The 22,425-nt window shown below is 40.4% G+C and carries 23 protein-coding genes and 3 tRNA genes; 5 read left to right on the plus strand and 21 right to left on the minus strand.

The window, feature by feature from the left end; genetic code table 11:
- Positions 1–3 precede the first annotated feature (3 nt).
- The 8 genes from VIHSUH07_RS01175 to hcp form a co-directional block, all read right to left on the minus strand.
- Positions 4–345, minus strand: a complete 342-nt coding sequence (locus VIHSUH07_RS01175) for a hydrogenase maturation nickel metallochaperone HypA/HybF (RefSeq protein WP_105083576.1) — start codon at positions 343–345, stop codon at positions 4–6.
- Complete coding sequence (locus tag VIHSUH07_RS01180; protein ID WP_016476493.1) at positions 323–1,165, minus strand: bifunctional 5,10-methylenetetrahydrofolate dehydrogenase/5,10-methenyltetrahydrofolate cyclohydrolase; 843 nt, start codon at positions 1,163–1,165, stop codon at positions 323–325. Before VIHSUH07_RS01180 ends, VIHSUH07_RS01175 begins: the two co-directional genes overlap by 23 nt.
- 135 nt (positions 1,166–1,300) lie before the next feature.
- Complete coding sequence (locus tag VIHSUH07_RS01185) at positions 1,301–3,250, minus strand: penicillin-binding protein (protein WP_105083577.1); 1,950 nt, start codon at positions 3,248–3,250, stop codon at positions 1,301–1,303.
- A 21-nt stretch (positions 3,251–3,271) separates the two neighbouring features.
- Positions 3,272–4,684, minus strand: coding sequence for a CCA tRNA nucleotidyltransferase (locus tag VIHSUH07_RS01190; RefSeq protein WP_105083578.1), 1,413 nt, complete (start codon positions 4,682–4,684; stop codon positions 3,272–3,274).
- Between the two features lie 124 nt (positions 4,685–4,808).
- Positions 4,809–5,681 carry an L-serine ammonia-lyase, iron-sulfur-dependent, subunit alpha gene (gene sdaAA, locus VIHSUH07_RS01195; RefSeq protein ID WP_105083579.1) on the minus strand — a complete coding sequence of 291 codons (873 nt, stop codon included), beginning with the start codon at positions 5,679–5,681 and terminating at the stop codon, positions 4,809–4,811.
- Positions 5,682–5,690: 9 nt separating this feature from the next.
- The gene (sdaAB, locus tag VIHSUH07_RS01200) at positions 5,691–6,353 is read right to left on the minus strand and encodes an L-serine ammonia-lyase, iron-sulfur-dependent subunit beta (RefSeq protein ID WP_005377063.1); all 663 of its coding nucleotides are present in this window, start codon (positions 6,351–6,353) and stop codon (positions 5,691–5,693) included.
- 157 nt (positions 6,354–6,510) lie between these two features.
- The gene (locus VIHSUH07_RS01205; protein ID WP_105083580.1) at positions 6,511–6,945 is read right to left on the minus strand and encodes a hypothetical protein; all 435 of its coding nucleotides are present in this window, start codon (positions 6,943–6,945) and stop codon (positions 6,511–6,513) included.
- Positions 6,946–7,141: 196 nt separating this feature from the next.
- Entirely contained in the window at positions 7,142–8,707 is a 1,566-nt protein-coding gene (hcp, locus tag VIHSUH07_RS01210) for a hydroxylamine reductase (protein ID WP_105083581.1), read from the minus strand.
- Between the two features lie 313 nt (positions 8,708–9,020).
- On the opposite strand from hcp, the gene VIHSUH07_RS01215 reads away from it, so the two are divergent.
- Positions 9,021–9,746, plus strand: coding sequence for a Crp/Fnr family transcriptional regulator (locus tag VIHSUH07_RS01215; protein ID WP_105083582.1), 726 nt, complete (start codon positions 9,021–9,023; stop codon positions 9,744–9,746).
- A 70-nt stretch (positions 9,747–9,816) separates the two neighbouring features.
- On the opposite strand, the gene VIHSUH07_RS01220 is transcribed toward VIHSUH07_RS01215, so the two are convergent.
- The 4 genes from VIHSUH07_RS01220 to VIHSUH07_RS01235 all read right to left on the minus strand — a co-directional run bounded on the left by VIHSUH07_RS01220 (position 9,817) and on the right by VIHSUH07_RS01235 (position 13,600).
- The gene (locus VIHSUH07_RS01220; protein ID WP_105083583.1) at positions 9,817–11,424 is read right to left on the minus strand and encodes an LPO_1073/Vpar_1526 family protein; all 1,608 of its coding nucleotides are present in this window, start codon (positions 11,422–11,424) and stop codon (positions 9,817–9,819) included.
- 12 nt (positions 11,425–11,436) lie between these two features.
- Positions 11,437–11,988: a TIGR01440 family protein gene (locus VIHSUH07_RS01225; protein ID WP_105083584.1), complete on the minus strand. Its 552-nt coding sequence runs from the start codon at positions 11,986–11,988 to the stop codon at positions 11,437–11,439.
- Positions 11,989–12,177: 189 nt separating this feature from the next.
- Positions 12,178–12,738 (minus strand): Fe-S-containing hydro-lyase, encoded by a 561-nt coding sequence (locus VIHSUH07_RS01230; protein ID WP_005385442.1) that lies wholly within the window; start codon positions 12,736–12,738, stop codon positions 12,178–12,180.
- A gap of 19 nt (positions 12,739–12,757) precedes the next feature.
- Positions 12,758–13,600, minus strand: a complete 843-nt coding sequence (locus VIHSUH07_RS01235) for a fumarate hydratase (protein WP_105083585.1) — start codon at positions 13,598–13,600, stop codon at positions 12,758–12,760.
- Between the two features lie 660 nt (positions 13,601–14,260).
- On the opposite strand from VIHSUH07_RS01235, the gene VIHSUH07_RS01240 reads away from it, so the two are divergent.
- From VIHSUH07_RS01240 to VIHSUH07_RS01255, 4 genes are all read left to right on the plus strand, one after another.
- Positions 14,261–14,336: transfer RNA gene (locus tag VIHSUH07_RS01240), tRNA-Asn, on the plus strand.
- 5 nt (positions 14,337–14,341) lie between these two features.
- Positions 14,342–14,416, plus strand: a tRNA-Glu gene (locus tag VIHSUH07_RS01245).
- A gap of 3 nt (positions 14,417–14,419) precedes the next feature.
- Positions 14,420–14,495 (plus strand) — tRNA-Val (locus VIHSUH07_RS01250).
- 97 nt (positions 14,496–14,592) lie between these two features.
- On the plus strand, positions 14,593–15,444 hold the full coding sequence (locus tag VIHSUH07_RS01255) for a hypothetical protein (RefSeq protein WP_105083586.1): 852 nt from the start codon (positions 14,593–14,595) through the stop codon (positions 15,442–15,444).
- Positions 15,445–15,569: 125 nt separating this feature from the next.
- Here the strand turns inward: VIHSUH07_RS01255 and atpC are convergent, their stop codons facing one another.
- The 9 genes from atpC to VIHSUH07_RS01300 all read right to left on the minus strand — a co-directional run bounded on the left by atpC (position 15,570) and on the right by VIHSUH07_RS01300 (position 22,421).
- Positions 15,570–15,977 carry an ATP synthase F1 subunit epsilon gene (gene atpC, locus VIHSUH07_RS01260; RefSeq protein ID WP_105083587.1) on the minus strand — a complete coding sequence of 136 codons (408 nt, stop codon included), beginning with the start codon at positions 15,975–15,977 and terminating at the stop codon, positions 15,570–15,572.
- 3 nt (positions 15,978–15,980) lie between these two features.
- On the minus strand, positions 15,981–17,405 hold the full coding sequence (gene atpD, locus VIHSUH07_RS01265; RefSeq protein WP_009661688.1) for a F0F1 ATP synthase subunit beta: 1,425 nt from the start codon (positions 17,403–17,405) through the stop codon (positions 15,981–15,983).
- An 18-nt stretch (positions 17,406–17,423) separates the two neighbouring features.
- Positions 17,424–18,278, minus strand: a complete 855-nt coding sequence (atpG, locus tag VIHSUH07_RS01270; RefSeq protein WP_016476484.1) for an ATP synthase F1 subunit gamma — start codon at positions 18,276–18,278, stop codon at positions 17,424–17,426.
- 3 nt (positions 18,279–18,281) lie between these two features.
- On the minus strand, positions 18,282–19,820 hold the full coding sequence (gene atpA, locus VIHSUH07_RS01275) for a F0F1 ATP synthase subunit alpha (protein WP_105083588.1): 1,539 nt from the start codon (positions 19,818–19,820) through the stop codon (positions 18,282–18,284).
- Positions 19,821–19,830: 10 nt separating this feature from the next.
- A complete protein-coding gene (atpH, locus tag VIHSUH07_RS01280; RefSeq protein ID WP_105083589.1) occupies positions 19,831–20,388 on the minus strand; it encodes an ATP synthase F1 subunit delta in 558 nt (185 codons plus the stop codon).
- 4 nt (positions 20,389–20,392) lie between these two features.
- Positions 20,393–20,890 (minus strand): F0F1 ATP synthase subunit B, encoded by a 498-nt coding sequence (gene atpF / locus VIHSUH07_RS01285; protein ID WP_105083590.1) that lies wholly within the window; start codon positions 20,888–20,890, stop codon positions 20,393–20,395.
- An 18-nt stretch (positions 20,891–20,908) separates the two neighbouring features.
- On the minus strand, positions 20,909–21,136 hold the full coding sequence (gene atpE, locus VIHSUH07_RS01290) for a F0F1 ATP synthase subunit C (RefSeq protein WP_005377043.1): 228 nt from the start codon (positions 21,134–21,136) through the stop codon (positions 20,909–20,911).
- Positions 21,137–21,155: 19 nt separating this feature from the next.
- Entirely contained in the window at positions 21,156–21,830 is a 675-nt protein-coding gene (gene atpB / locus VIHSUH07_RS01295; RefSeq protein WP_105083591.1) for a F0F1 ATP synthase subunit A, read from the minus strand.
- Positions 21,831–22,058: 228 nt separating this feature from the next.
- On the minus strand, positions 22,059–22,421 hold the full coding sequence (locus VIHSUH07_RS01300; protein ID WP_105083592.1) for a Tat pathway signal protein: 363 nt from the start codon (positions 22,419–22,421) through the stop codon (positions 22,059–22,061).
- Positions 22,422–22,425 lie beyond the last annotated feature (4 nt).

Here is a 22,425-nt window from a genome sequence, read left to right on the forward strand (position 1 = left end):
ACCTCAATCTATGTCAATAGATGTCACTTGTAATTCGCGACCACCTATAGTATTTACAAAATGGCTTTCACAATGAGGACAGATGAATTTGTAATCTTGTACATCAAATATCGTATCACAATCTAAGCATTGCCCTTTAATAGGAATCGTATGAATATCGATTTTTGAATGCTCTGCCGGCGTTTTCTTTGTAACGGCATCCCAGCAGAATAAGAGTGCATCAGGTTCTACACCACTCATCAACCCCAAATCGAGTTGCACAGAATGAACGATAGACGCATCATTGTTTTTCATGGTCTCTAAGGCAATATCTAAAATACCCTCAGCGATTGACATTTCGTGCATGGTACGCCTCATAAACAGCTTCTAACATCATCGTAGTCGTAACAGAGCCCACACCACCTGGTACAGGTGTGATAGCCGAAGCTACCGTGCTCACCGCCTCATAATCAACATCCCCTACTGTTTTTCCGTCTAATTCATTAATGCCTACATCGATAACAACAGCGCCAGCTTTCACCATATTAGCTGTAATCATATGTGCTCGGCCCGCAGCAGCAATCACGATATCAGCTTGTTGTACATGGTTTGCTAAATCAGCCGTACGAGAATGGCAAATAGAAACCGTAGCATGACGTTCAAGCACCATCAACGCTACCGGTTTGCCAATCACTTGGCTACGACCAACAACGACCACATGTTTACCTTCTAAAGGAATACCATAATGATCCAAGATTGCTAGGCATGCCTTCGCAGTACAAGGTGCAAAACCACCTTTACCAGCTGTAACAAGACCGATGTTATAGGTAGTAAGACCATCGATGTCCTTCTTAGGATTCAATGCATCGATTAATTGCTCCGTATCAATTTGTTTTGGCATCGGCATGAGTGGCAATATGCCATGCACCGCATCATCATTATTCAAAGCCATCAATGCATCGTATACCTCTTGATGCGTAGCTGTACTTGGTAGTTGCTTACGCACGAAACCATAGCCAAAATTTTTGGCCGTTTTCTCCATGAAATCCGCGTACATGTTAGCGCCATGATCATCACCAACGAGCAATACAGCCATTGTAATTGTACCGGACTCTAGACCGGTCATCTTCTCTTGTAAAATCTCTTTATGTGCATCAGCCACTGCTTTACCACGTAATTCTATCATGTATATCTCCATTCATTATCTCAAGGATAAACCTTATATAAATTCATGTAAAAAGGTGCCTATAGAGGCACCTTTAGTTTTCTCTTATTCTATTATATAACGTTTTGTCTATAGTTGCAGTTACCTATCCTGCGACTAATGACTAAATTGAACCACAATAGGTGTACCAGGAGATACTACGGTTCCCGGTAATTGTTCCTGTGAAATCGCCTTACCAGTACCATCTGGTTTAAAGTATAAACCCGCAGTATGCAACCAATCACGTACCTCTCCAAATGTATAGCCTCTAAAGTCTGGCAATACTACACTGCCATCACCATTAGGTTTTACTGCTGGAAGTTTGGCCGCTGGTACAGCCGCCACAGTAGCGCCATCCTTAACGGAAGGTGACATTTGGTAATACCGCACTAATTGAGACACGATATTCTTAAATACTGGGGCTACAATTTGACTACCATAATAAGAACCCTTTTGTGGGTCATCAATAACGACAAGAACTACAAATTTTGGATCCTCTACAGGGCCAAAGCCAATAAAGGACGCAATGTATTGTCCGTCGAGATAACCGCCATGTTTGGTATCTAGTTTTTGCGCCGTACCAGTTTTACCGCCAAAGTGATAGCCTTCAACCATCGCTTTAGTACCGCCACCTTCAGATACTTCTTTTTCAAGAATATCCGCAATCGTTTTAGCCGTTTCTTCTGGTATTGGTTGCCCCACAACTTCAGGGTCAGTAGTACTAGTTACTTCACCTTTTATATTGCTATAAGATTTAACAATATGTGGTTTCATCATACTACCACCATTAGCTATAGCGCCAAAAGCACGGACCATTTGCAATGGTGTTACCGCAATACCTTGACCGATGGACATGGTTGCTACATCAAGCTTACTCATATCATCTGGATTATATAAGATACCATCGCCTTCACCAGGCAATTCAATACCTGTTTTAGAACCAAATCCATAGTTACGAACATATTTAGATAATATATCCGCGCCTGTAGTGGTACCAATTTCTGCCATACCTGTATTGATGGAGAACTTTAAAATATCGATCAATCGAACAGGACCATAGCCTTCACCATTCCAGTTTTGCATAACATGTCCATTGGCCGCAAAGGAACCTTTGTCATTATACACTTGGTCTAGTTTCCATTTACCTGATGCCAATGCAGCAGATGCAATAATCGGCTTGAATGTAGAACCTGGTTCATACAAATTTGTTACTGCAATATTCTTAAAATCTTCCTCTGAACCTTGACTATAATGATTTGGATCATAGGTTGGACGGTTCGCCATCGCCAAAATTTCACCCGTTTTAGGATCCATAACAATAACGCTGGCATGTTTAGCACCCGTATCTTCCATGGCCTTATCAAGAGCACGTTCTGCTATAAATTGAATACTTGCATCAATCGTTAATGTCACACTCTTACCTTTATCAGGTAAATATTTGGATAATACGGAACCAAAGATGGCATTCCCTTTTCTATCTGTGGCAACGAGTTCTTTTTGGATACCGCCCTTCAATTCATCATCTAGCACCATTTCAAGACCATCGAGACCTTTATCATCGGTACCGACAAAGCCGAGCACTTGTGCGGCCAAATTACCATTAGGATAATACCGTTTAGACTCTTCTACAAAGTTAAGACCTTCTAAATTCTTATCCTCAATCAATTTGGCTACAGCTTTTGACTTTTCTGGTTCCATCATACGATCAATCCATACGAATGCAGTATCCTCTTGTAATGATTTCACAATGTCTTCTTTTGACATTGTCACATACGGTGCGATGAGCTCAGCGATTTCACTAGGCGATTGTTTAATCATCTTAGGATCCGCATATAAGGATTTCGTAACCACACTCATCGCCAATGGCCGTCCATTGCGGTCATAAATCGTACCGCGTGGAGATTGTAATTTTCTATCAACTTGCACTTGACTCAAGTTCTTCGCCTGCAAGTCGGACTTATCTATAATTTGTAAAAAGAATAAGCGCCCCACTAATACAACGGCAATGCACAGTAATACGCGCACCGTATATTCAATTCGCTTATTATCATTCCCTGAAATATTCATTATGGTCTCCCACTCAATATATTACTTTGATGACCTCTGCAACTTATGGATAAGTGCTTCATATAAATCATCTGGCGTATTGTTAACAACACCATTTTGCACCTGTTGCATCAAATATTGTAACCCTTTCGCTACATTATCGCCACAGGCTTCTAGAACGCGTTTGTCATAATTCAAATCTTTTGTGTGCACCGGCATTTCTAGACTTAAATCAGCCATACATTCCCCGAATGCCAATGTACCATCAGTGACGGAATACGGCTTACCACACCCAAGGACATCAGCAGCACAAACCTTCGCCAACTGCAACCAAGCTTCACGCATACTTTGACTGTCTCTAAACTCGCCACTACGAATTTCCTTGCGCATCCATTTTTTCTCATCCGCCTCTTCATTTTGCACGAAGAAATGAAAACGCATGTGATTTTTCACAATCCACGACACGCGACTGGCGAATTTCTTATTATAGCCGAGACGAATCAATAGGTCATAGGCCATCTGAGCGCCTAGATTATCATGGCCTCGATCGGTATAGCGTCCATTGATAACTTGCCTAATGGTAGGCATGCCCTTTGCCACATCATGTAATAGAGCGCCCCAACGAATGGTTAAATCAGGTTCCGTTTCCGAAACGACAGCCAATGTATGATACCAGCCGTCAAATTCGTGAAACGCCTTCTCTTGTGGTAATCCCACTAGGTGGTACAGCTCTGGCAATATAGGAACCTCATTAACTTTCCCATTTTCAACGACGCGGCACGAACATTCTGCCAAGCGCGATTGGACAAGTACATCTAGACCCTTCGCTACCGCTGGTTCCAATAATAAACGGTCCAATTCATTTCGTACTCGTTCTAGTGAAAGCCCCGATACACGATGAAACGCTTTAGGCATAGCCTCTAATAAGGCCTTATCAGGAAGAAAATCGAGTTTGGCTATAAATCGACAAGCTCTAAATAATCGCAGTGCATCCTCTTGAAAACGTTCTTCTGGATTCCCGATAGTGCGCAACACTTTATGCTTAATATCTCGGCGCCCACCGACGAGGTCGATAACCTCCTTATAGCGATTCATCGCCATACCATTAACGGTAAAATCGCGACGTTTTACATCTTCTTCCAACGTATCTGCATAGATGACCTCTTCAGGACGATGGCTATCTGCACCATACCGTTCCTTGCGATAGGTAGCCACTTCATAATGTTTTCCATCTACAATAGCTACTACCACGCCAAAGGATTTACCTATCATGCCTGTCGTTTCAATATTCGCATCGTCTAAAACAGAGATGACCTGTTCAGGTCGAGCAGATGTAACGATATCAAAATCGTGTGGCTTTACATGCATAAGCATATCTCGTACAGCGCCGCCAATGATGAAAGCCTCAAAGCCCGCTTCTTCTAAAATTGTCAGCAAACGTATAGCTTGTTCCATACATCTACCCTCCCTTCTATTTATCTTTTTATTGTACTACAAATAGGGTTATGAAAAAAGGCTCACATACTATAAGCACATTACAGATTATGCTCATAATAGTGAACCTTTTGTATATATGTAATTATAGTGACCGAACCTTCTCCGCTATGGCAAGACCTGTTTGAGTAACCGCTAAGCCACCATCACTTGTTTCGCGAAGGGCTGCAGGCATAGCGCGGCCAATATTATTCATAGCCTCAATTACCTCATCGGTAGGAATTTGGCTTTCAATACCAGCTAAAGCAAGTTCAGCCGCTGTAATGGCATGAACGGCATACACGCCATTCCGTTTCACACAGGGCACCTCAACAAGACCTGCCACAGGATCACACGCAAGGCCTAGTAAATTTTTCATACACAATGACACGGCATGCCCGACCTGACGAGCAGTACCGCCCATCATTTCTACAATGGCAGCTGCCGCCATACATGCAGCTGTACCAATCTCAGCTTGACAGCCACCGACCGCACCGGCTACACAAGCGCGATTAGCAACCACATTCCCTACGCCTGATGCGGCAAGGAATCCTTTCACCAAGACATCTCTATCTAGTTTGTATTGCTCAGCCACGGCCTGAATGGCGCCAGGCATAACGCCACAAGAACCTGCCGTTGGGCAAGCCACAATTCTGAACATTTTCGCATTAGCTTCGTTGACCGCAATAGCATAAGACATCGCCTTATAAGCAGTTTCACTCATGAATAATGGTTTTCGTTTCATTAAACGAGCCGCATCACCACCAGACATATTGGATTGAGTCCGCTGTAAATGACGCATACCATCGTGAATGGAGGCCTCAAAAATACTTAATCGATGCTTAATTTCTTTAACGATTTCCTTTTCACTACGATCATACTGTTCTAGCTCACTGCGCATTACCACATCACCAAAAGATATGTTATTCTCTTCGCTAAGGCGGATAATATCAGCTATCGTTTCATATTCGTAACTCATCATATCCTCCTATAGGGCCTCAAAGGTCATCACATCTTGGATACCTGGGCATTCACGCATAAATTGTACTGTAATAGGGTTTACAACGGAATCTGTAGTAATTACCATAACCGCGTCCTTGTATTTACCCTTTCTAAACACGCGCATGGACGCAATGTTGATATCCGATTCACTCAAGGCCTGACTAATGAGAGAAATTGCACCAGGTCTATCCTCATGGAATACAACAAGGGTAAATTCATCGCCCGTAATGGACATATCATTGCCATCAACCTCGGTAATCATGATTTGACCACCACCAATCGAACGACCTACAACGGACATATGACGATTATGGTCGCCGTATAAATCAAACTTAACTACATTCGGATGTCCTATATCGAGTGGTGATTCGATGAAAGTATAGTCTAAACCTGCTTCATCAGCGAGTTCCTTTGCATTGCGGATGCGTTTATCATCCTCTTTAAAGCCTAATAAACCACCTAATAAGGCACGATCTGTACCATGCCCTTTATATGTTTTTGCAAACGACCCATACAAGGTCATTTCAACCTTCTTCGGCGTATTCCCAAATATACAACGAGCCATCTTGCCAAGCCGTGCTGCACCAGCGGTATGCGAACTAGATGGGCCAATCATAACCGGGCCGATAATATCAAAAATACTGTTCATAATGAACCTCTATGCATATATAAATAAAGATATAATCTAATTCTTATCTATAGTATAGCAATCAATATCGAGGCTTGTCTATATGCACATTAGCGACATTTTTATCCACTCAGGCTAGACGCTTCTTCACAAAACTACCAAGGATTATCAAACATATTTACCACTCTTTAATAACATCTTTATAGCTAAACTTAGATTGGATTAATTTTTCTTCTTGCTCCTTAGTATAAATTATAAAATCAACAGCAATTAGTTCAATCCATACAACCGTTAAATCAATTTTGGCCTTAACTCCATTTAAGATTGGAGTTACCGTTTTCTTATTATGAGTCATGGTTCCATCTATTGTAACAACACACGGCTCTACACTAATATCCTGAACATCATATTCATGATTACGGTAGTTATGAAATTTCATGGATTCATTCTTAACTAAAAGACTACTTTTAATTGAAATTTCTACGCAATTAATAAAACGAATTTCAGCAGATTCCGATACTAATATAACAGTATTACCAAAATCTTTAATCTCTAATGAGTATGGCATCTCATCCCATAAATCTAAAGCATCAATTCTTTCTTGAAGTTCCATTACTGCATCCCTCCAAATCCCACATCACTCTTAATCTAATAAAGTAAAGTATACATATTCCATTGATACAATTGTATATAATTACGACAAAAAAGGCTATACCATCCGAAGATGGCATAGCCTAATTTATATAGCAACAGCCCGAATCATATAAGAGAGAGGGGATTAGGGCCGCTGTTATCAGGTATTAATCCGATTAGCCCAAGATAGCTTTCATATCAGCTTCTGGAGTTGTAATTGGATGCAAGTTGAATTTTTCTACCAAAATGTTCAATACATTGCTGGAGAAGAATTTAGGCAAGGAAGGTCCGATGTAAATGTTGCGGATACCCAATGCCAACAATGTTAACAAGATACATACCGCTTTTTGTTCGTACCAGGACAATACCAATGTTAATGGCAAGTCGTTTACGTCACATTCAAATGCACCAGCTAAAGCTACTGCTACTTGAATAGCGGAGTAAGCATCGTTACATTGACCCATATCAAGGATACGAGGGATACCACCGATTTCACCGATGTTAAGGTCGTTGAAGCGGAATTTACCACAAGCCAATGTCAATACTACAGTATCATCTGGAGTTTGTTTTACGAATTCTGTGTAGTAGTTACGGCCTACTTTAGCACCGTCACAACCACCAACTAAGAAGAAGTGTTTGATTGCGCCAGCTTTTACAGCGTCGATTACTTTATCAGCAATACCTAATACTGTGCCATGACCGAAACCAGTAGTTACTTCGTGACCACCGTTAATGCCAGTGAATTCTTGAGCTTCTTTGTAGCCGCCCAATTCGATGGCACGTTCGATAACAGCGGAGAAGTCTTTTGTGCCGTCAGCTTTTTCTTCTACGTGTGCACAGCCGTCGAAACCTACCATATCTGTAGTGAAGATATTAGCTTTGTAGTTTTCTTTTGGTGGCATAATGCAGTTTGTAGTGAACAAGAATGCACCAGGAACGTCAACGAATTCTTTTTGTTGGTTTTGCCATGCAGTACCGAAGTTACCTTTCAATTGAGGATGTTTTTTCAATTCAGGGTAAGCGTGGCAAGGTAACATTTCACCATGAGTATAGATGTTTACGCCTTTACCATCAGTTTGTTCCAACAATTGGTTCAAATCGTGAAGGTCATGACCAGTTACAACGATGAAAGGACCTGGTTCTACAGTCAAAGGTACTGTAGTTGGTACTGGAGTACCATATGTTTCAGTGTTTGCTTTATCAAGAATAGCCATGCATTTCAAGTTGATTTGACCGAATTCCATCAACAAGTTCAACCATTCTTCAGCGCTGTGATCTTTAGCGAATTCTACCAAGCCTTTGATGAACCATGCATCAACATCAGCATCATGGAAACCAAGACGAGCAGCATGCCATGCATAAGCAGCCATACCACGCATACCTAACAATAATGTGGAACGAAGGGATACGATATCTTCTTCACCTTTCCACAATTGTTCCCAATCGAAGTTTTGTGCTGCGCTATCGATTTTTGCATGATAAGCGTTTACTTCGTCGATGAATTCTTGAACGCGGTCTTCAGAGAAGTTTACGTTTGTTACACACATGAACAAACCACGCATTAAATAGTCAACGCCTTCTTTAGTTTGGCCTTTTACGTCTAAAGCGCGTGCTAAACCAACTAAAGCAGCAGTTAATTCGTCTTGTAAGTTAGCAACTGGTGCAGTTTTACCACATACACCTTGTACAGTACAGCCGCCTGGTGCTGCAGATTGTTCGCATTGATAACAGAACATGCTCATTTAAAATCCTCCTTCGCGAGACTTTCTCGCATTCAAGCTAGATAATTTAAAACCTATACATTACACTGATAAATTATCAGGTATCTGATTGATTACATTGAAAGTATAACGTAAAGGTGATACAATTTCTGTAGCTTGAGCAACAAATAAAAACTTTTTCAAAAATTTCCTGACTCCCCTTTTGGAACAGGTGGCTCACTAGAGCACATATAATTATTATACAATACTCATTACAGATTACCTATTAAAATTATCACACCATATAATAGGTATGTTAGGCTAATAATGCCTTATACTATATTAGGAGGCACACATGGTAAAACAAATTCTCTCTGATGACATTATCAAACAATACTTACCAGTCTTAACATCTTGTCCCCTATTTAATACATTAGGAACACCGGAACTGACTAGTTACCTACATAATGCAAAGGTCATCATTCACACTTATAAAAAGAATGATTTCATCGCCATATCTGGGGATCCTATGGAAGGGATTGGTGTTATTTTAGAAGGCAGTGCCCTTCTCACGCGCGAAAATGTGCTAGGTCAACGGGTCATCATGGCTAATCTAGAAGCCTCCTCTATGTTTGGAGAAGCCTTATTGTTTAGTAAACGTCCTCTTTGGCCAGCCACTATAAAAGCATTGAAGCCATCAAAGATTATGTTTATTCCTCTAGAAACATTTATCGAAACATTACCGGATTGCCATCAATGCCAAACCAAAATCCTTTCCAATCTATTAGAAGATTTATCGGAAAAAGCATTACTTCTTACCAAAAAGGTTCACTATTTAACATTGAAAGGGATGCGTGAAAAAATTTACGCTTACCTTACAGACATCTATACGATGCAACATAGTGAAAAACTAGTATTACCTCATAATCGTGAACAAATGGCAGAAGCCCTCAACGTTTCACGTACCGCATTAAGCCGCGAGCTTGGCAGATTGCGTGATGAAGGCATCATTGAAATCAATGGCCGTCATGTTACATTATTAGCCCCTCAACAAATTGTAGAATTTGGATTTAACAATTAAATACAGCGTGTACGCAACACAAAACCGCCTAGGCATAGCCTTAGGCGGTTTATTGTATATATGTATAGAATTAGAACCAATGAGATAAATCAAATTCTTCCCCAATGGTTGCTTTCACATGAGCTCGACCTAAATAGAGACCAAGTAATGTGAGAGAAATAGAACACATAGGGCTTTCATCATAGACGCGAGCCAAATCAGAAAGAACCGGACTAATATCGTCCATGATTTGACGAGCCTCTTCCCCTCTAAATGCAGTAGGTTTACTCTTCATCAAAGCTATGAGATCACGTTGCACCATTGGATCAGAGATGCGAGCCTCTCTAAAGAAGCGTTGTGCCAATGATTCATCGACGACAGCCAATTTATAAAGATTAGAGTTTAGGCTGCGCACCACAAATCGTGGATCTACGCCGCGGCCATCAGTAGCACGGAACAACTCTTCCTTTGTAAAACCACGATAGTTAAATACAAATGGATAAGAATTACTCAATAATTGTGTCAATGTTACTGACTCACGTTCTTGCTGAGTACAACGTAAATAGTCTAGCTGACGATAAAAGGATGAGTCATGAGGCAAATCAGAAATAAATGGTTCGATGTATTTTTCAACATAATGTTGGAAATGAATGCGTCCATAGTTATTAGAATTACGAGAGTATTGTAATAATAATGTTAACGCCATCACTTGAAAATGTCCTAATGTAAGATGTGGTAAAACGCGCAACGCATCAAAAGCTACCAAGTATGGTGTACTCGACTTAGGCGATTGAACCACATCGGAAAAGGCTTCTAGCGCAGCTGTTTTCATCCACGTCGTCGGCGTGCCTGCATAGGCTTTTTGCATAGCCAATAATGCTTCTTGAATTACGATATTTTGCAATAGTAATTTAACTTCACTTAATTTCGTAATGCCCAAAACAGCTAATGCATCTCGTGTAATATCTGCTACGAACTGCATAGCATCACCATGCACGACACCAAAGGCATGTGCAAATGGCTCAATAGCAAGGGCTACGCGTTTATCCTCTTGAGCGGCCTGTGCCCATGGCCCAATTGGTTCTGGTTCATCCTCTTCTATGTTGGATAAATGTTCATTAATTTCATCAGCATTAAACATGCGCGTTTCTTCTAGTGCAGATGGGCCTTGTGGATTTACTACCTCACCATTTTCACTACCAAACATCTGTGTAGCATCAGCATCAAAGCACCGTGTTTCGTCCATCACATCAGGAGACTCGCCTAATGCAATAGTATCCTCTGTAGAAGATTCAACTGCGGGAATTTCCATTGTTTTTTCTGTATCAGACCCTTCATCAATAGGTTCCACAACAGCAGGCTCTGTAACAATAGGTTCGGCAATAATAGGTTCAGCGTCAACAGAATTCTCAAAATTATGTTGTTCTACAGAATTATCTAATTTAATAGCATCCTTACTAACAGGTATCCGTTCATCAACATGAGCCTCGTATACGTCAACACCATCATGCGTTTCCCGAGGTGTTATATGTACCTTTTCTTGTTCATACAAACGCCCTGGACGTGTTTTTTTCGAAGGCTTTGATTTTACAGAATGCGCTTCACTACTACTTTCACTTTTATTAAATACCGCATAACATACTCCAAAGAAACCAAGTACGACAACGGCCAATACGACATATGGGATAAACGTTGACATTACATTCTCCTCTTATAATAATGCGTCATTATATACCGCACGGCTACCGCCGATACTCTTAGGGCGAACACGACAAGCTGTCACATGCGCTTCCCCAATTTCCTTAAGACTTAATCGTACAGGAACAGTTACATGTTTCATATGCATACCGATGAAAGTATCCCCTATATCAATCCCTGCATCTGCTTGTATAAATTCAACAATTACAGGATCCTTAAAGCGGTTATACGCCGTCATAGCCATAGCGCCGCCAGCATGCAATTGAGGAACTACATTACATTCCTCTTCCCAAGTCATAGCCTCACGTTCCATTACAAGGGCTCTATTTATATGTTCACAACATTGTACAGCCAGATATAAACCTCGTTCGCTAACGGCTTTATAAATCTCGTCAAATACAACAGCTGCTACATCCTCATGTGAATCAGTGCCAATCTTTTTACCACAAATCTCACTTGTAGAACATCCCACTACAAATAGCTGTCCTTCGTGTACCTTTGCTACTGTTAAGAGTTCTTCCATAGCAGTATGCACTTCTTGTCTAATTGTTTCAATAGAATGCATGATATCGCCCCTTTTTAATATTCAAATCTATAAATATATTATCATAAATTATATGTCTTTTATAGACCAAACTATAGGACATATGCGTGAAATTCTTATGATAAATTAATCTATTGTATATATTACTAGTTTGAAATACAAAAAAGAGGCTTGCTAAAGCAAGCCTCTTTCAATCACTCAGTGGTGATATTAGATTTTTCTGTAAGGTTTTTGGCCTTGTTCGTAGAAGTTGTTACCTTCAGTATCGCCAACTACGATGCAAGGGAAATCTTCAACTGTTAATTCAGCCAAAGCTTCTGGACCAAGTTCACCATAAGCAAGTACTTCGTATTTTTTGATGGATTTTGCAATCAATGCTGCAGCGCCACCAACTGCTGCGAAGTATGTGCAACCATTTTTCTTCATGGATTCTACTACTGCTGGTTTACGGGAACCTTTACCAATCATGCCTTTGATACCTTGATCAAGCATTGTTGGTGTGTAAGCGTCCATACGACCAGAAGTTGTAGGACCAGCAGAACCAATTGGGTCACCAGGTTTTGCAGGTGTAGGTCCTAAGTAGTAAACGAATTTGTTTGTCCAATCGATTGGTAATTTTTCACCGCGTGCTAAAGCTTCTGTCATAACTTTATGAGCAGCGTCACGAGCGGAGTAAATTTTGCCAGTGATAAGTACGCTATCACCAACTTTTAATTTACGGGAAAATTCTTCATTATATTCTTCAGTATTAATGCGAATTGTTTCAGCCATTGTAATTTCCTCCTATCGATTAAAGTACTACGTGTTTATGACGAGCAGCATGACACATAATAGTTACTGCAACAGGAAGACCAGCGATATGAGTTGCACCCCATTCGATGTTTACACCTAGGCAAGTTGTAGTACCGCCCAATTGAGGTCCGATACCAGTTTTATTAACCATTTCCAAGATTTCTTCTTCCAATTTTGCATATTCTGGATCTTTGTGAGGTGTGCTGATGTCACGAAGCAATGCTTTTTTAGACATAACAGCAGCTTGGTCCATAGTACCACCGATACCAACGCCAAGTACGATTGGAGGGCATGGGTTAGGGCCAGCATGTTTTACGATTTCAAGAACTGCATTTTTAACGCCTTCAACGCCATCTGCAGGTACCAACATAGCTACGTCAGATTTGTTTTCGGAACCGAAACCTTTAAGTTCTACGTTGATTTCTACTTTATCGCCAGGAACGATATCGATGTAGATGATTGCAGGTGTATTGTTTTGAGTGTTTTTACGGTTGAACAATGGTTCTGCTACAACGGATTTACGAAGGTAACCTTCTACATAGCCTTGAGCAACACCTTCATTGATAGCTTCTTTAAGGTCGCCACCAACAAAATGTACATCTTGACCTACTTCTACGAATACCAATGTCATACCAGTATCTTGGCAGTATGGACGATCTTCAGCATCAGCAATTTCTGCATTTTTGATGATTTGATCGAGAACGATGCAACCAACTGGAGACTCTTCTGTTTCACGGCCTTTTTTCAAACCTTCATAGATGTCTTTTGGCAAGTGGTAAGCTGCGTCCATACACATTTGACGGACTGTTTTTGTGATTTCAGATACTTGAATCTCGCGCAAGATAATCCCTCCTCAGGAAAATAATTAGATATTTAACTCTAATACAATGAGATACATTTATTCTCAAAGTGTTAAGCTAAGATTAACTCTATGACTCCATACTAGCACACTACAGAAGGCCTTTCAACGCTTTACCTATACAGTTTTCTCAATGAAATTTATCGATTTGATAATGTTTTTCAATGATTAATTATACCTTTTTTATGCACTTTCATAATTTCAAAAATACCAGCTTAACTCTTGTGAAAGGCTATATAACTGTAATAAATATCACATTTTGTTATTGTATATGCTTCGTTTCCAATCAATATGTGTTCCAACCATAAAATATATTTCTTTCTTTAATGAGATTATCTATCATTTTTATGTAGAAAGATTTTAATTATGAGTATGTATAACGATTATCTTCAATACAATTAATTTACTAACTCCCCTGTTTATCAATGTCAATAAATGTTCAGAAATACGCTTGATTGCTGGATTTTCCATCAATATATACAATTATCGATTTTTATGACTATCTCATCAAATTATTTTATCATTCCTTAAACTATCTCTGTTATGTGTTTTAGTTATAGCATATGCTAAAAATTTTTAACTTTTTATAACATTTCCTCTTGCTATTATCGATATGTTCCTTTATAATAATCACTATATTATTCCTCGATAGCTCAGTTGGTAGAGCAATCGGCTGTTAACCGATCGGTCGTAGGTTCGAGTCCTACTCGGGGAGCCAATATTGGCCCGTTGGTCAAGCGGTTAAGACACCGCCCTTTCACGGCGGTATCCCGGGTTCGATTCCCGGACGGGTCACCACATGGACGATTAGCTCAGCTGGGAGAGCGCCTGCCTTACAAGCAGGATGTCGGCAGTTCGATCCTGTCATCGTCCACCACAGTAAGAAGCAAGCTGAGGCTTGCTTCTTTTTTATTACAACTATGGTATACTGTAACATATAGTTTTGATTATATTTATATCAAGGAGAGCTGAATATGAACTTAAGAGAAGCAACCATGCGTATCAGTTTTTGTCTCGCCTTAGCATTTGTTTCAACTTTCACAATAGCTAATGCGGCAAATATTGATACACAAACAACCAAGGCCCGTTCTATTCCAATAGCACCAGTAAAAATCATTCCAGATCCTGGTACCATAAAAACGTCGCCTATTCAAATTACATCAACCACATCTAACACGCCTACTACCGTTGGCAAAGCTAATTACGATGGTCATTTAGATAATTTCCCATCTCGTAAGGTAACACTTGTAGTACCAACAACATTACGTAACGAAAATACAGCTGCCTTTGGTAAATATCTATCTGATTCAGTGGCAAATGTCTTGCGCTATCCTTACTACGACACAGCTGTGGTAAGTACAAATACACCATTGACGCAAATTACAGCAGTCGATTTAGCCGAAGTGGCCGCATCACAACATTCTGAAATTGTTATCATGCCGGTCCCAATGCAAGACATATATGTACAATTACCAACATCCTATCTCAGTCAATACTATCATGATGATAGCGATGACATTCATATCCAAGCAAAGGTATCTGCTATGATTTATTTCTACGATACCAAGGAAGGTGTGGTTCACACCATCCGTAGTGGTTTCAATCAAATCGATGATACCTTGACTATGCCAACACATAAATCCGTATGGAATAAAGTTATAAAAGATTTACTTGAACAATTACCATATAAACGTGTTCCAACAGATCGAGATCGTTATCAAGCTCCTGGTATCAATGCAGAGATGCCAGTTGTTCCTGACTACGAATTCCAAGTGGAACAACCTAAAAATACAGCTTACTCTTTAAAAGGTGTTAGTGTATTATAATTCAAAATAATGCAACAGCAAAAGGGTGTCGCCCACATGGGTGACACCCTTTTTGCGTATACAAGTAAATAAGGAGTACTACGAGAGTACTCCTTATTTACCAAGGCTATATCAATGTATAACTACTATATGCGTTGTGTTACCTTTAAACGAAGTAATGCCCGAGCTAAGGCGAGTTCAGCACGCTCTACATCTATATCAGGTGTAGGGTTAGACAAACGGCCTTCAGCGCGTTCTTTTGCTCGTTTTGCACGATCGATGTCGATGGCTTCTGGACTTTCACAATTAGGTGTTACAATGCTTACCTTATTATGTTCAATTTCAACAAAACCTCCGAAAACAGCAAATGTATGCTGTTGTCCATCAGGATTATCGACACGTAGAGGTGCCATATCAAGGGCGATAATCATAGGTGCATGATTAGGCAATACACCAAATTCGCCATCGATAGCATGTCCTACGAAAAAGTCAGCCTTACCATCATATACAATCGCATCAGGTGTTATTATCGTTAGGGTCATAGGTTCCGCCATGGATTATTCCCCCTTCTCTTGCATTTCCTTTGCTTTTGCAACGGCTTCATCAATGGTACCAACCATGTAGAATGCGCCTTCTGGTAAATCATCATGTTTACCATCAAGGATTTCTTTAAAGCCACGCAATGTTTCTTGTAACGGTACATATTTACCAGGAGAACCAGTAAATACTTCCGCTACGAAGAATGGTTGACTCAAGAAACGTTGAATTTTACGAGCCCGAGATACAGTTAACTTATCTTCATCAGATAATTCTTCCATACCAAGGATTGCGATGATATCTTGTAAGTCGCGATATTTTTGCAATACTTCTTGAACGCCACGAGCCACATTATAATGTTCATCCCCAAGTACATGAGGGTCCAAAATACGGCTTGTAGAATCAAGTGGATCTACGGCAGGATAAATACCAAGTTCCGCAATGGAACGGGACAATACTGTTGTTGCATCCAAGTGAGCAAATGTAGCTGCTGGTGCAGGGTCAGTCAAGTCATCGGCAGGTACGTATACGGCTTGTACAGACGTAATGGAACCTTCTTTTGTAGATGTAATACGTTCTTGCAATGCCCCAACGTCATTTGCCAATGTAGGTTGATAACCTACGGCAGATGGCATACGACCTAAAAGGGCAGATACTTCAGAGCCGGCTTGAATGAAACGGAAGATGTTATCGATAAATAAGAGCACGTCTTGTTTCTTCACATCACGGAAATATTCAGCCATTGTAAGGCCTGTCAAACCAACGCGCATACGAGCCCCAGGTGGCTCATTCATTTGGCCATATACCAAGGCTGTTTTATTAATAACGCCGGATTCCTTCATTTCGTTCCAAAGGTCATTACCTTCACGGGTACGTTCACCTACGCCGGAGAATACGGAATAGCCACCATGTTCTGTTGCAACATTGTGAATCAATTCCATAATCAATACGGTTTTACCTACGCCGGCACCGCCGAACAAACCGATTTTACCACCTTTTACATATGGTGCAATCAAGTCTACGACTTTGATACCCGTTTCAAGGATTTGCGTATCTGGTGAAAGGTCATCAAATTTAGGTGCTGGACGATGGATAGGCCACATTTCATCAGCTACTACAGGAGCTGGATCATGGTCTACGGTTTCCCCTAGCACATTAAAGATACGACCCAATACACCTTCACCAACTGGTACGGAGATTGCAGCACCAGTATCTTCTGCTTCCATACCACGGGTCATACCATCAGTAGAACTCATAGCAACGCAGCGAACCATATCGTCCCCTAAGTGTTGCATAACTTCTACTACAATTTTTTGTCTATCGTGCGCTTTATGGTCATGGTAGATGTGGATGGCGTTATAGATAGCTGGTAAATGACCAGCTTCAAAACGCACGTCTACAACTGGGCCGATGACCTGCACCACTTTCCCAATATTATTACTCATTAAGAGGTCTCTCCTTATCTATTGCAAGGCATTAGCACCGCCAACAATTTCAGAAATTTCATTCGTAATACTGGATTGACGTAATTTGTTATATTCAAGCCCTAAGGAACTGATGAGATCCCCAGCATTATCAGTAGCAGACGTCATAGCTGTCATACGAGCACCTAATTCGCTAGCTGCCGCTTGTAGCAATCCATTATATACGGTAATTTCTAAATATTTTGGTAATAATGCATCCAGAACTGCTGCAGGGTCCGGCATAAATTCATACTCTTCGCCCTTAACTTCATCATCTGGTTGCTCTAACGGTAGAATGCGCTCTGCCTGTGCAATTTGCGTCATAGAATTTACAAAGCGCGTATAAATCATGATAACTTCGTCAACTTCATGACGTTCATATAATGAAAGTGCATGATCCATAATATGTCGCGCGTGTTCGTAACTCGGTTTGTCGGAAAAACCACTGTACGATTGATCAATGTGATAGTGACGAGATTTCAAACTATCCTTTGGTTTTCGCCCAGCTGTAATGAGGCAATATTCATCAGTAGTTTTTTGACCGATTTGTTCCATTGCCAATTTTAATACATTAGACGAGTAGGCGCCTGCAAGGCCCTTGTCAGCACCGATAACGATATAACAAGTTCGTTTCACAGGTCTACTTTCAAGTAGAGGACTTACATAATCTCGTAAATCACTAGTGGAGATATGACGCAAGATTTGCCCTATTTTTTCTGCGTATGGCCGCGTTGCATCAGCTTTCGCTTGAGCCCTACGAAGACGAGCAGAAGCTACCATCTTCATCGCTTTTGTTATTTGTTGCGTATTAGTAACACTCTTTATACGCTTTCGCAAATCTTGTGCACTAGCCATACATTACGCCTCCTTACGGGAAACTAATGTATGTGTAGCACCAAAGGCTTCTACACATTCTGGAATAGCTTGTTTCAACAAGTTTTCTGTTGTTTCATCAAGTTTATTTGTGCTTTCAATATTGCTGATAATTTCAGGATAATTTGCACGAATAAAACGCAATAATTCAGCTTCGAATGCCAACACATCAGCTACTTGAATGCTAGCTAAGTATCCCTTAGTACCAGCGTATAGATTAATAACCATTTCGGCTACACTCATTGGCTCATATTGACCTTGTTTTAACATTTCAGTCAAACGTTCACCACGGTCTAGTTGTGCTTTTGTAGCTGCATCAAGATCGGAACCGAACTGAGCGAATGCTGCCAATTCACGATATTGAGCAAGGTCCAAACGCAATTGACCAGCTACTTGTTTCATCGCTTTAGTTTGCGCACTACCACCTACACGAGATACGGACAAACCTACGTCAACAGCAGGACGAATACCGGAGTAGAACATATCTGTGCCCAAGAAAATTTGACCATCAGTAATGGAAATTACGTTTGTTGGGATATAAGCAGATACGTCACCTGCTTGCGTTTCAATGATTGGTAATGCTGTAATAGAACCGCCACCAAGTTCTGGTGAAAGTTTCGCAGCACGTTCCAATAGACGGCTGTGTAAGTAGAATACGTCCCCTGGATACGCTTCACGCCCTGGTGGACGGCGTAATAATAGAGACATAGCACGGTATGCAGCCGCTTGTTTTGTTAAGTCATCATATACGCAGAGTACATGTTTTCCTTTGTACATGAAATATTCGCCCATTGCAACACCTGCATACGGAGCAATGTATTGTAATGGAGCCCCTGTAGAAGCACTAGCAGAAACAACGATTGTATAATCCAATGCGCCAGTTTCTTCTAACTTTTGTACTACACGAGCTACGGTAGATTCTTTTTGACCAATCGCTACATAGATACAGATAACATCTTTACCTTTTTGGTTGATGATTGTATCAAGAGCAATTGCTGTTTTACCTGTACCACGGTCACCAATGATAAGCTCCCGTTGACCACGGCCAATTGGTACCATCGCATCGATAGCTTTCAAGCCTGTTTGCAAAGGTTCGTTTACAGATTGACGATCCGCAATACCAGGTGCTGGATGTTCTACAGGACGACGTTCTGTCGCTTGAATAGCACCCTTACCATCGATAGGTTGTCCCAACGGATTAACTACACGACCAATAAGGGCATCCCCTACTGGTACGTCCATAATTTTGCCGGTACGGCGTACTTCATCGCCTTCTTTAATTAAGAAGTCGTCACCAAGTAGTACGGCACCAACATTGTCTAATTCTAAGTTCAAAACCAAGCCATATACGCCGTGTGGTAATTCTAACAATTCACCGGCCATGGCTCTTTCAAGACCATAAATATGGGCGATGCCATCCCCTACGTCGAGAACAGTACCCACGTCATCGACATTAAGGTCAACATCATAGTCCTGAATCTGCTGTTTGATTATAGCAGTGATTTCTTCAGGCTTCATTTTCATATATACCCATTCACCCCAATCTAATAGAGTCAGTTCGTACTAACGTTTTTTTCAATTCGTCTAAGCGACGTGCAATCGATCCATCAATGCGTTTATCACCGATTTGAATGATAAGACCACCCATAATCGTAGGGTCTTGACGTACCGATAAAATAACCTCTTTGCCGGTCATCGCTTGTAATTTAGCTTGTACATCATCACGCAATGTATCAGTTAACGGTTCTGCTACAGTAACAACAGCTTCCAAAATGCCACGTGCTTCGCGAGATTTTTTTATGAAAGCTCTAATTGTATCTTGCAAATAACGATATCTGCCACGTTTAACCATGACATACATGAAATGAAGTACTGTCTTTTCTACAGCAGTACCAAAGACCTTTCCAAGTAAAGAAATCTTTGCATCTGCTTCCACAATAGGATTATTAATAAATCCTACCAATTCTGGTTGTTCATTAAGAACAGAGGCCACATATAAAAGATTGTCTTCTGTAGTTACTAAATTACCTTGTTCTTGAGCTAGCTCTAACATAGCTGAACTGTATTTATCTGCTACAATTTCTGTGCTCATAATATCACAACCCTATCGTTTTACTATCAAGTTTCGCAATAGCGTCTTCAATTAATTTTGTATTAGTTTCGCTGTCCATATCTTTTGCCACAACCTTAGTCGCCATTGCAACGGATAAGGAAATAACTTCATTGCGCAAATTATTCATAGCACGATCACGTTCGTTTACGATATCTTGACGAGCTCGTTCTTTTTCACGTTCAATTTGTTCACGAGCTGCTGCCAATTGTTCACGCGTAGTCGCTTCTGCTTGTTGCACTGCTTTTTCAACAATTTGTTGAGCCTCTTGGCGAGCATTTGCAATTTGCGCAGCGTAGTCAGCTTTGAATTGTTCCGCTTCATTACGAGCATTTTGAGCATCTGCTAAATCCTTAGCAATGCGGTCTTTACGCTCTTGCATCATAGAAACCAAAGGTTTATATGCAAAACGGGCTAAAATCCAAACTAATATAAAAAAGTTTAGCATTTGAGCAAGAATTGTCCCTAGTGTTAAATCTACCAAGGTCGTTCCTCCTCGCTATTATCTGAACAATAAAATGAAAGCAACTACTACGCCGATGATAGGCATAGCTTCGATTAAGCCGATAGCTACGAACATTGTGGACATTAATTGACCGCGTAATTCTGGTTGACGTGTAATACCTTCAATAACTTTACTAGCTACCATACCGTCACCAATACCTGCAGCGATAGCACCACAACCTACTGCGATTGCCGCAGCTAATGCGAATAAACCTTGAACTTCCATAATTAATCCTCCATTAAAATTAATGTTCTTCACTTAATGCCATGCCTAAATAGTTGGCTGTTAGAACTGTAAAAATAAAAGCTTGAATGATACCAATAAATAAACTAAAAGCAATCCAAACCCATGGTACAGGTACGAACCAAGGCAAATTATAAAGGATTTCCAATAAAATTTCGCCAGCTACAATATTACCAAATAGACGGAAAGCTAATGTGATAGGTTTTGCTATTTCTTCAAATATGTTTAGAACTAGCATAGCCTTATAAGGCTGTAAGAAATGATTAAAATAAGATAAGCCCTTAATTTTAATCCCCATTCCCCAAACTATAAAGCTACTGCACAATGCGAGTGCTGCTGTTGTATTAATATCCGCCGTAGGCGATGTAACAGCATGTAGCGTTGGCAACAACCCAAGTTCATTACCAACAAAGATAAATAAGAAGAATGTGAATAACAATGAACTCACCATCGGCCAGTGTTTGCCAAGCGTTGGCGATAGTTGACCTTCCAATGCTTCTAATATAGTTTCCACTACATTTTGTACACCTGAAGGCACTAAAGCTCGATTTCGCGTAGCAAGTAAGGAAATGATGATGACGATCGCCATCGTAATCCAGGTGGCAATTAATGTATCGATATTAAACGATAATCCTAGCCACTGTACTACTTGATGGTGACCTGCATGTAGTTCCACAGACTCAACCCCTTTCTCAGGTAGCAATATAAATTTTATATATATCCATATAATATATATCTATGTATTATCATACCTCTTTATAGGTATATAATCAACACTTCCGGAGTAAACAATTCGTGTTTTACATATCAAAAATGCATTTTATGCATTTAAAAATTATACTAGAAGTATGTTAAGCCCTTATTTCATGCGATTTAACCTTATCTACCAATGTAATAAATTTTATTACTTACTTAATCGCCAAAATACGATATACAGAACAGGCTGTATAAGTACAATTGCAATGAATAAACTCTCAACTTTTACACCTGGTATTTGTAAGCCTATAACTACAAATGCACCAATCAATGCCAAGCGCCACATCATTTGACGCCGAGCCTTGGCTACTGCCTGATGTGAGTTCCCATAAGCCAAGCCTTTACTGTGTAAACCTAATAGTACTAAATAGACCATCATGGTCAACATGCCCCATAACCAGCCGAGCATATACTGGTTCCAGCCCACAATGTATTGGATGAGTAGGCCTAAAAAGGTAACAAAAAAACAGGCCCATAGCACATGACGTATGAATTTAATATATTGATTCATAAAC

The organism is Veillonella sp. T34266-5 (assembly GCF_002959815.1).
In the GTDB taxonomy this organism is placed as follows: domain Bacteria; phylum Bacillota; class Negativicutes; order Veillonellales; family Veillonellaceae; genus Veillonella; species Veillonella atypica.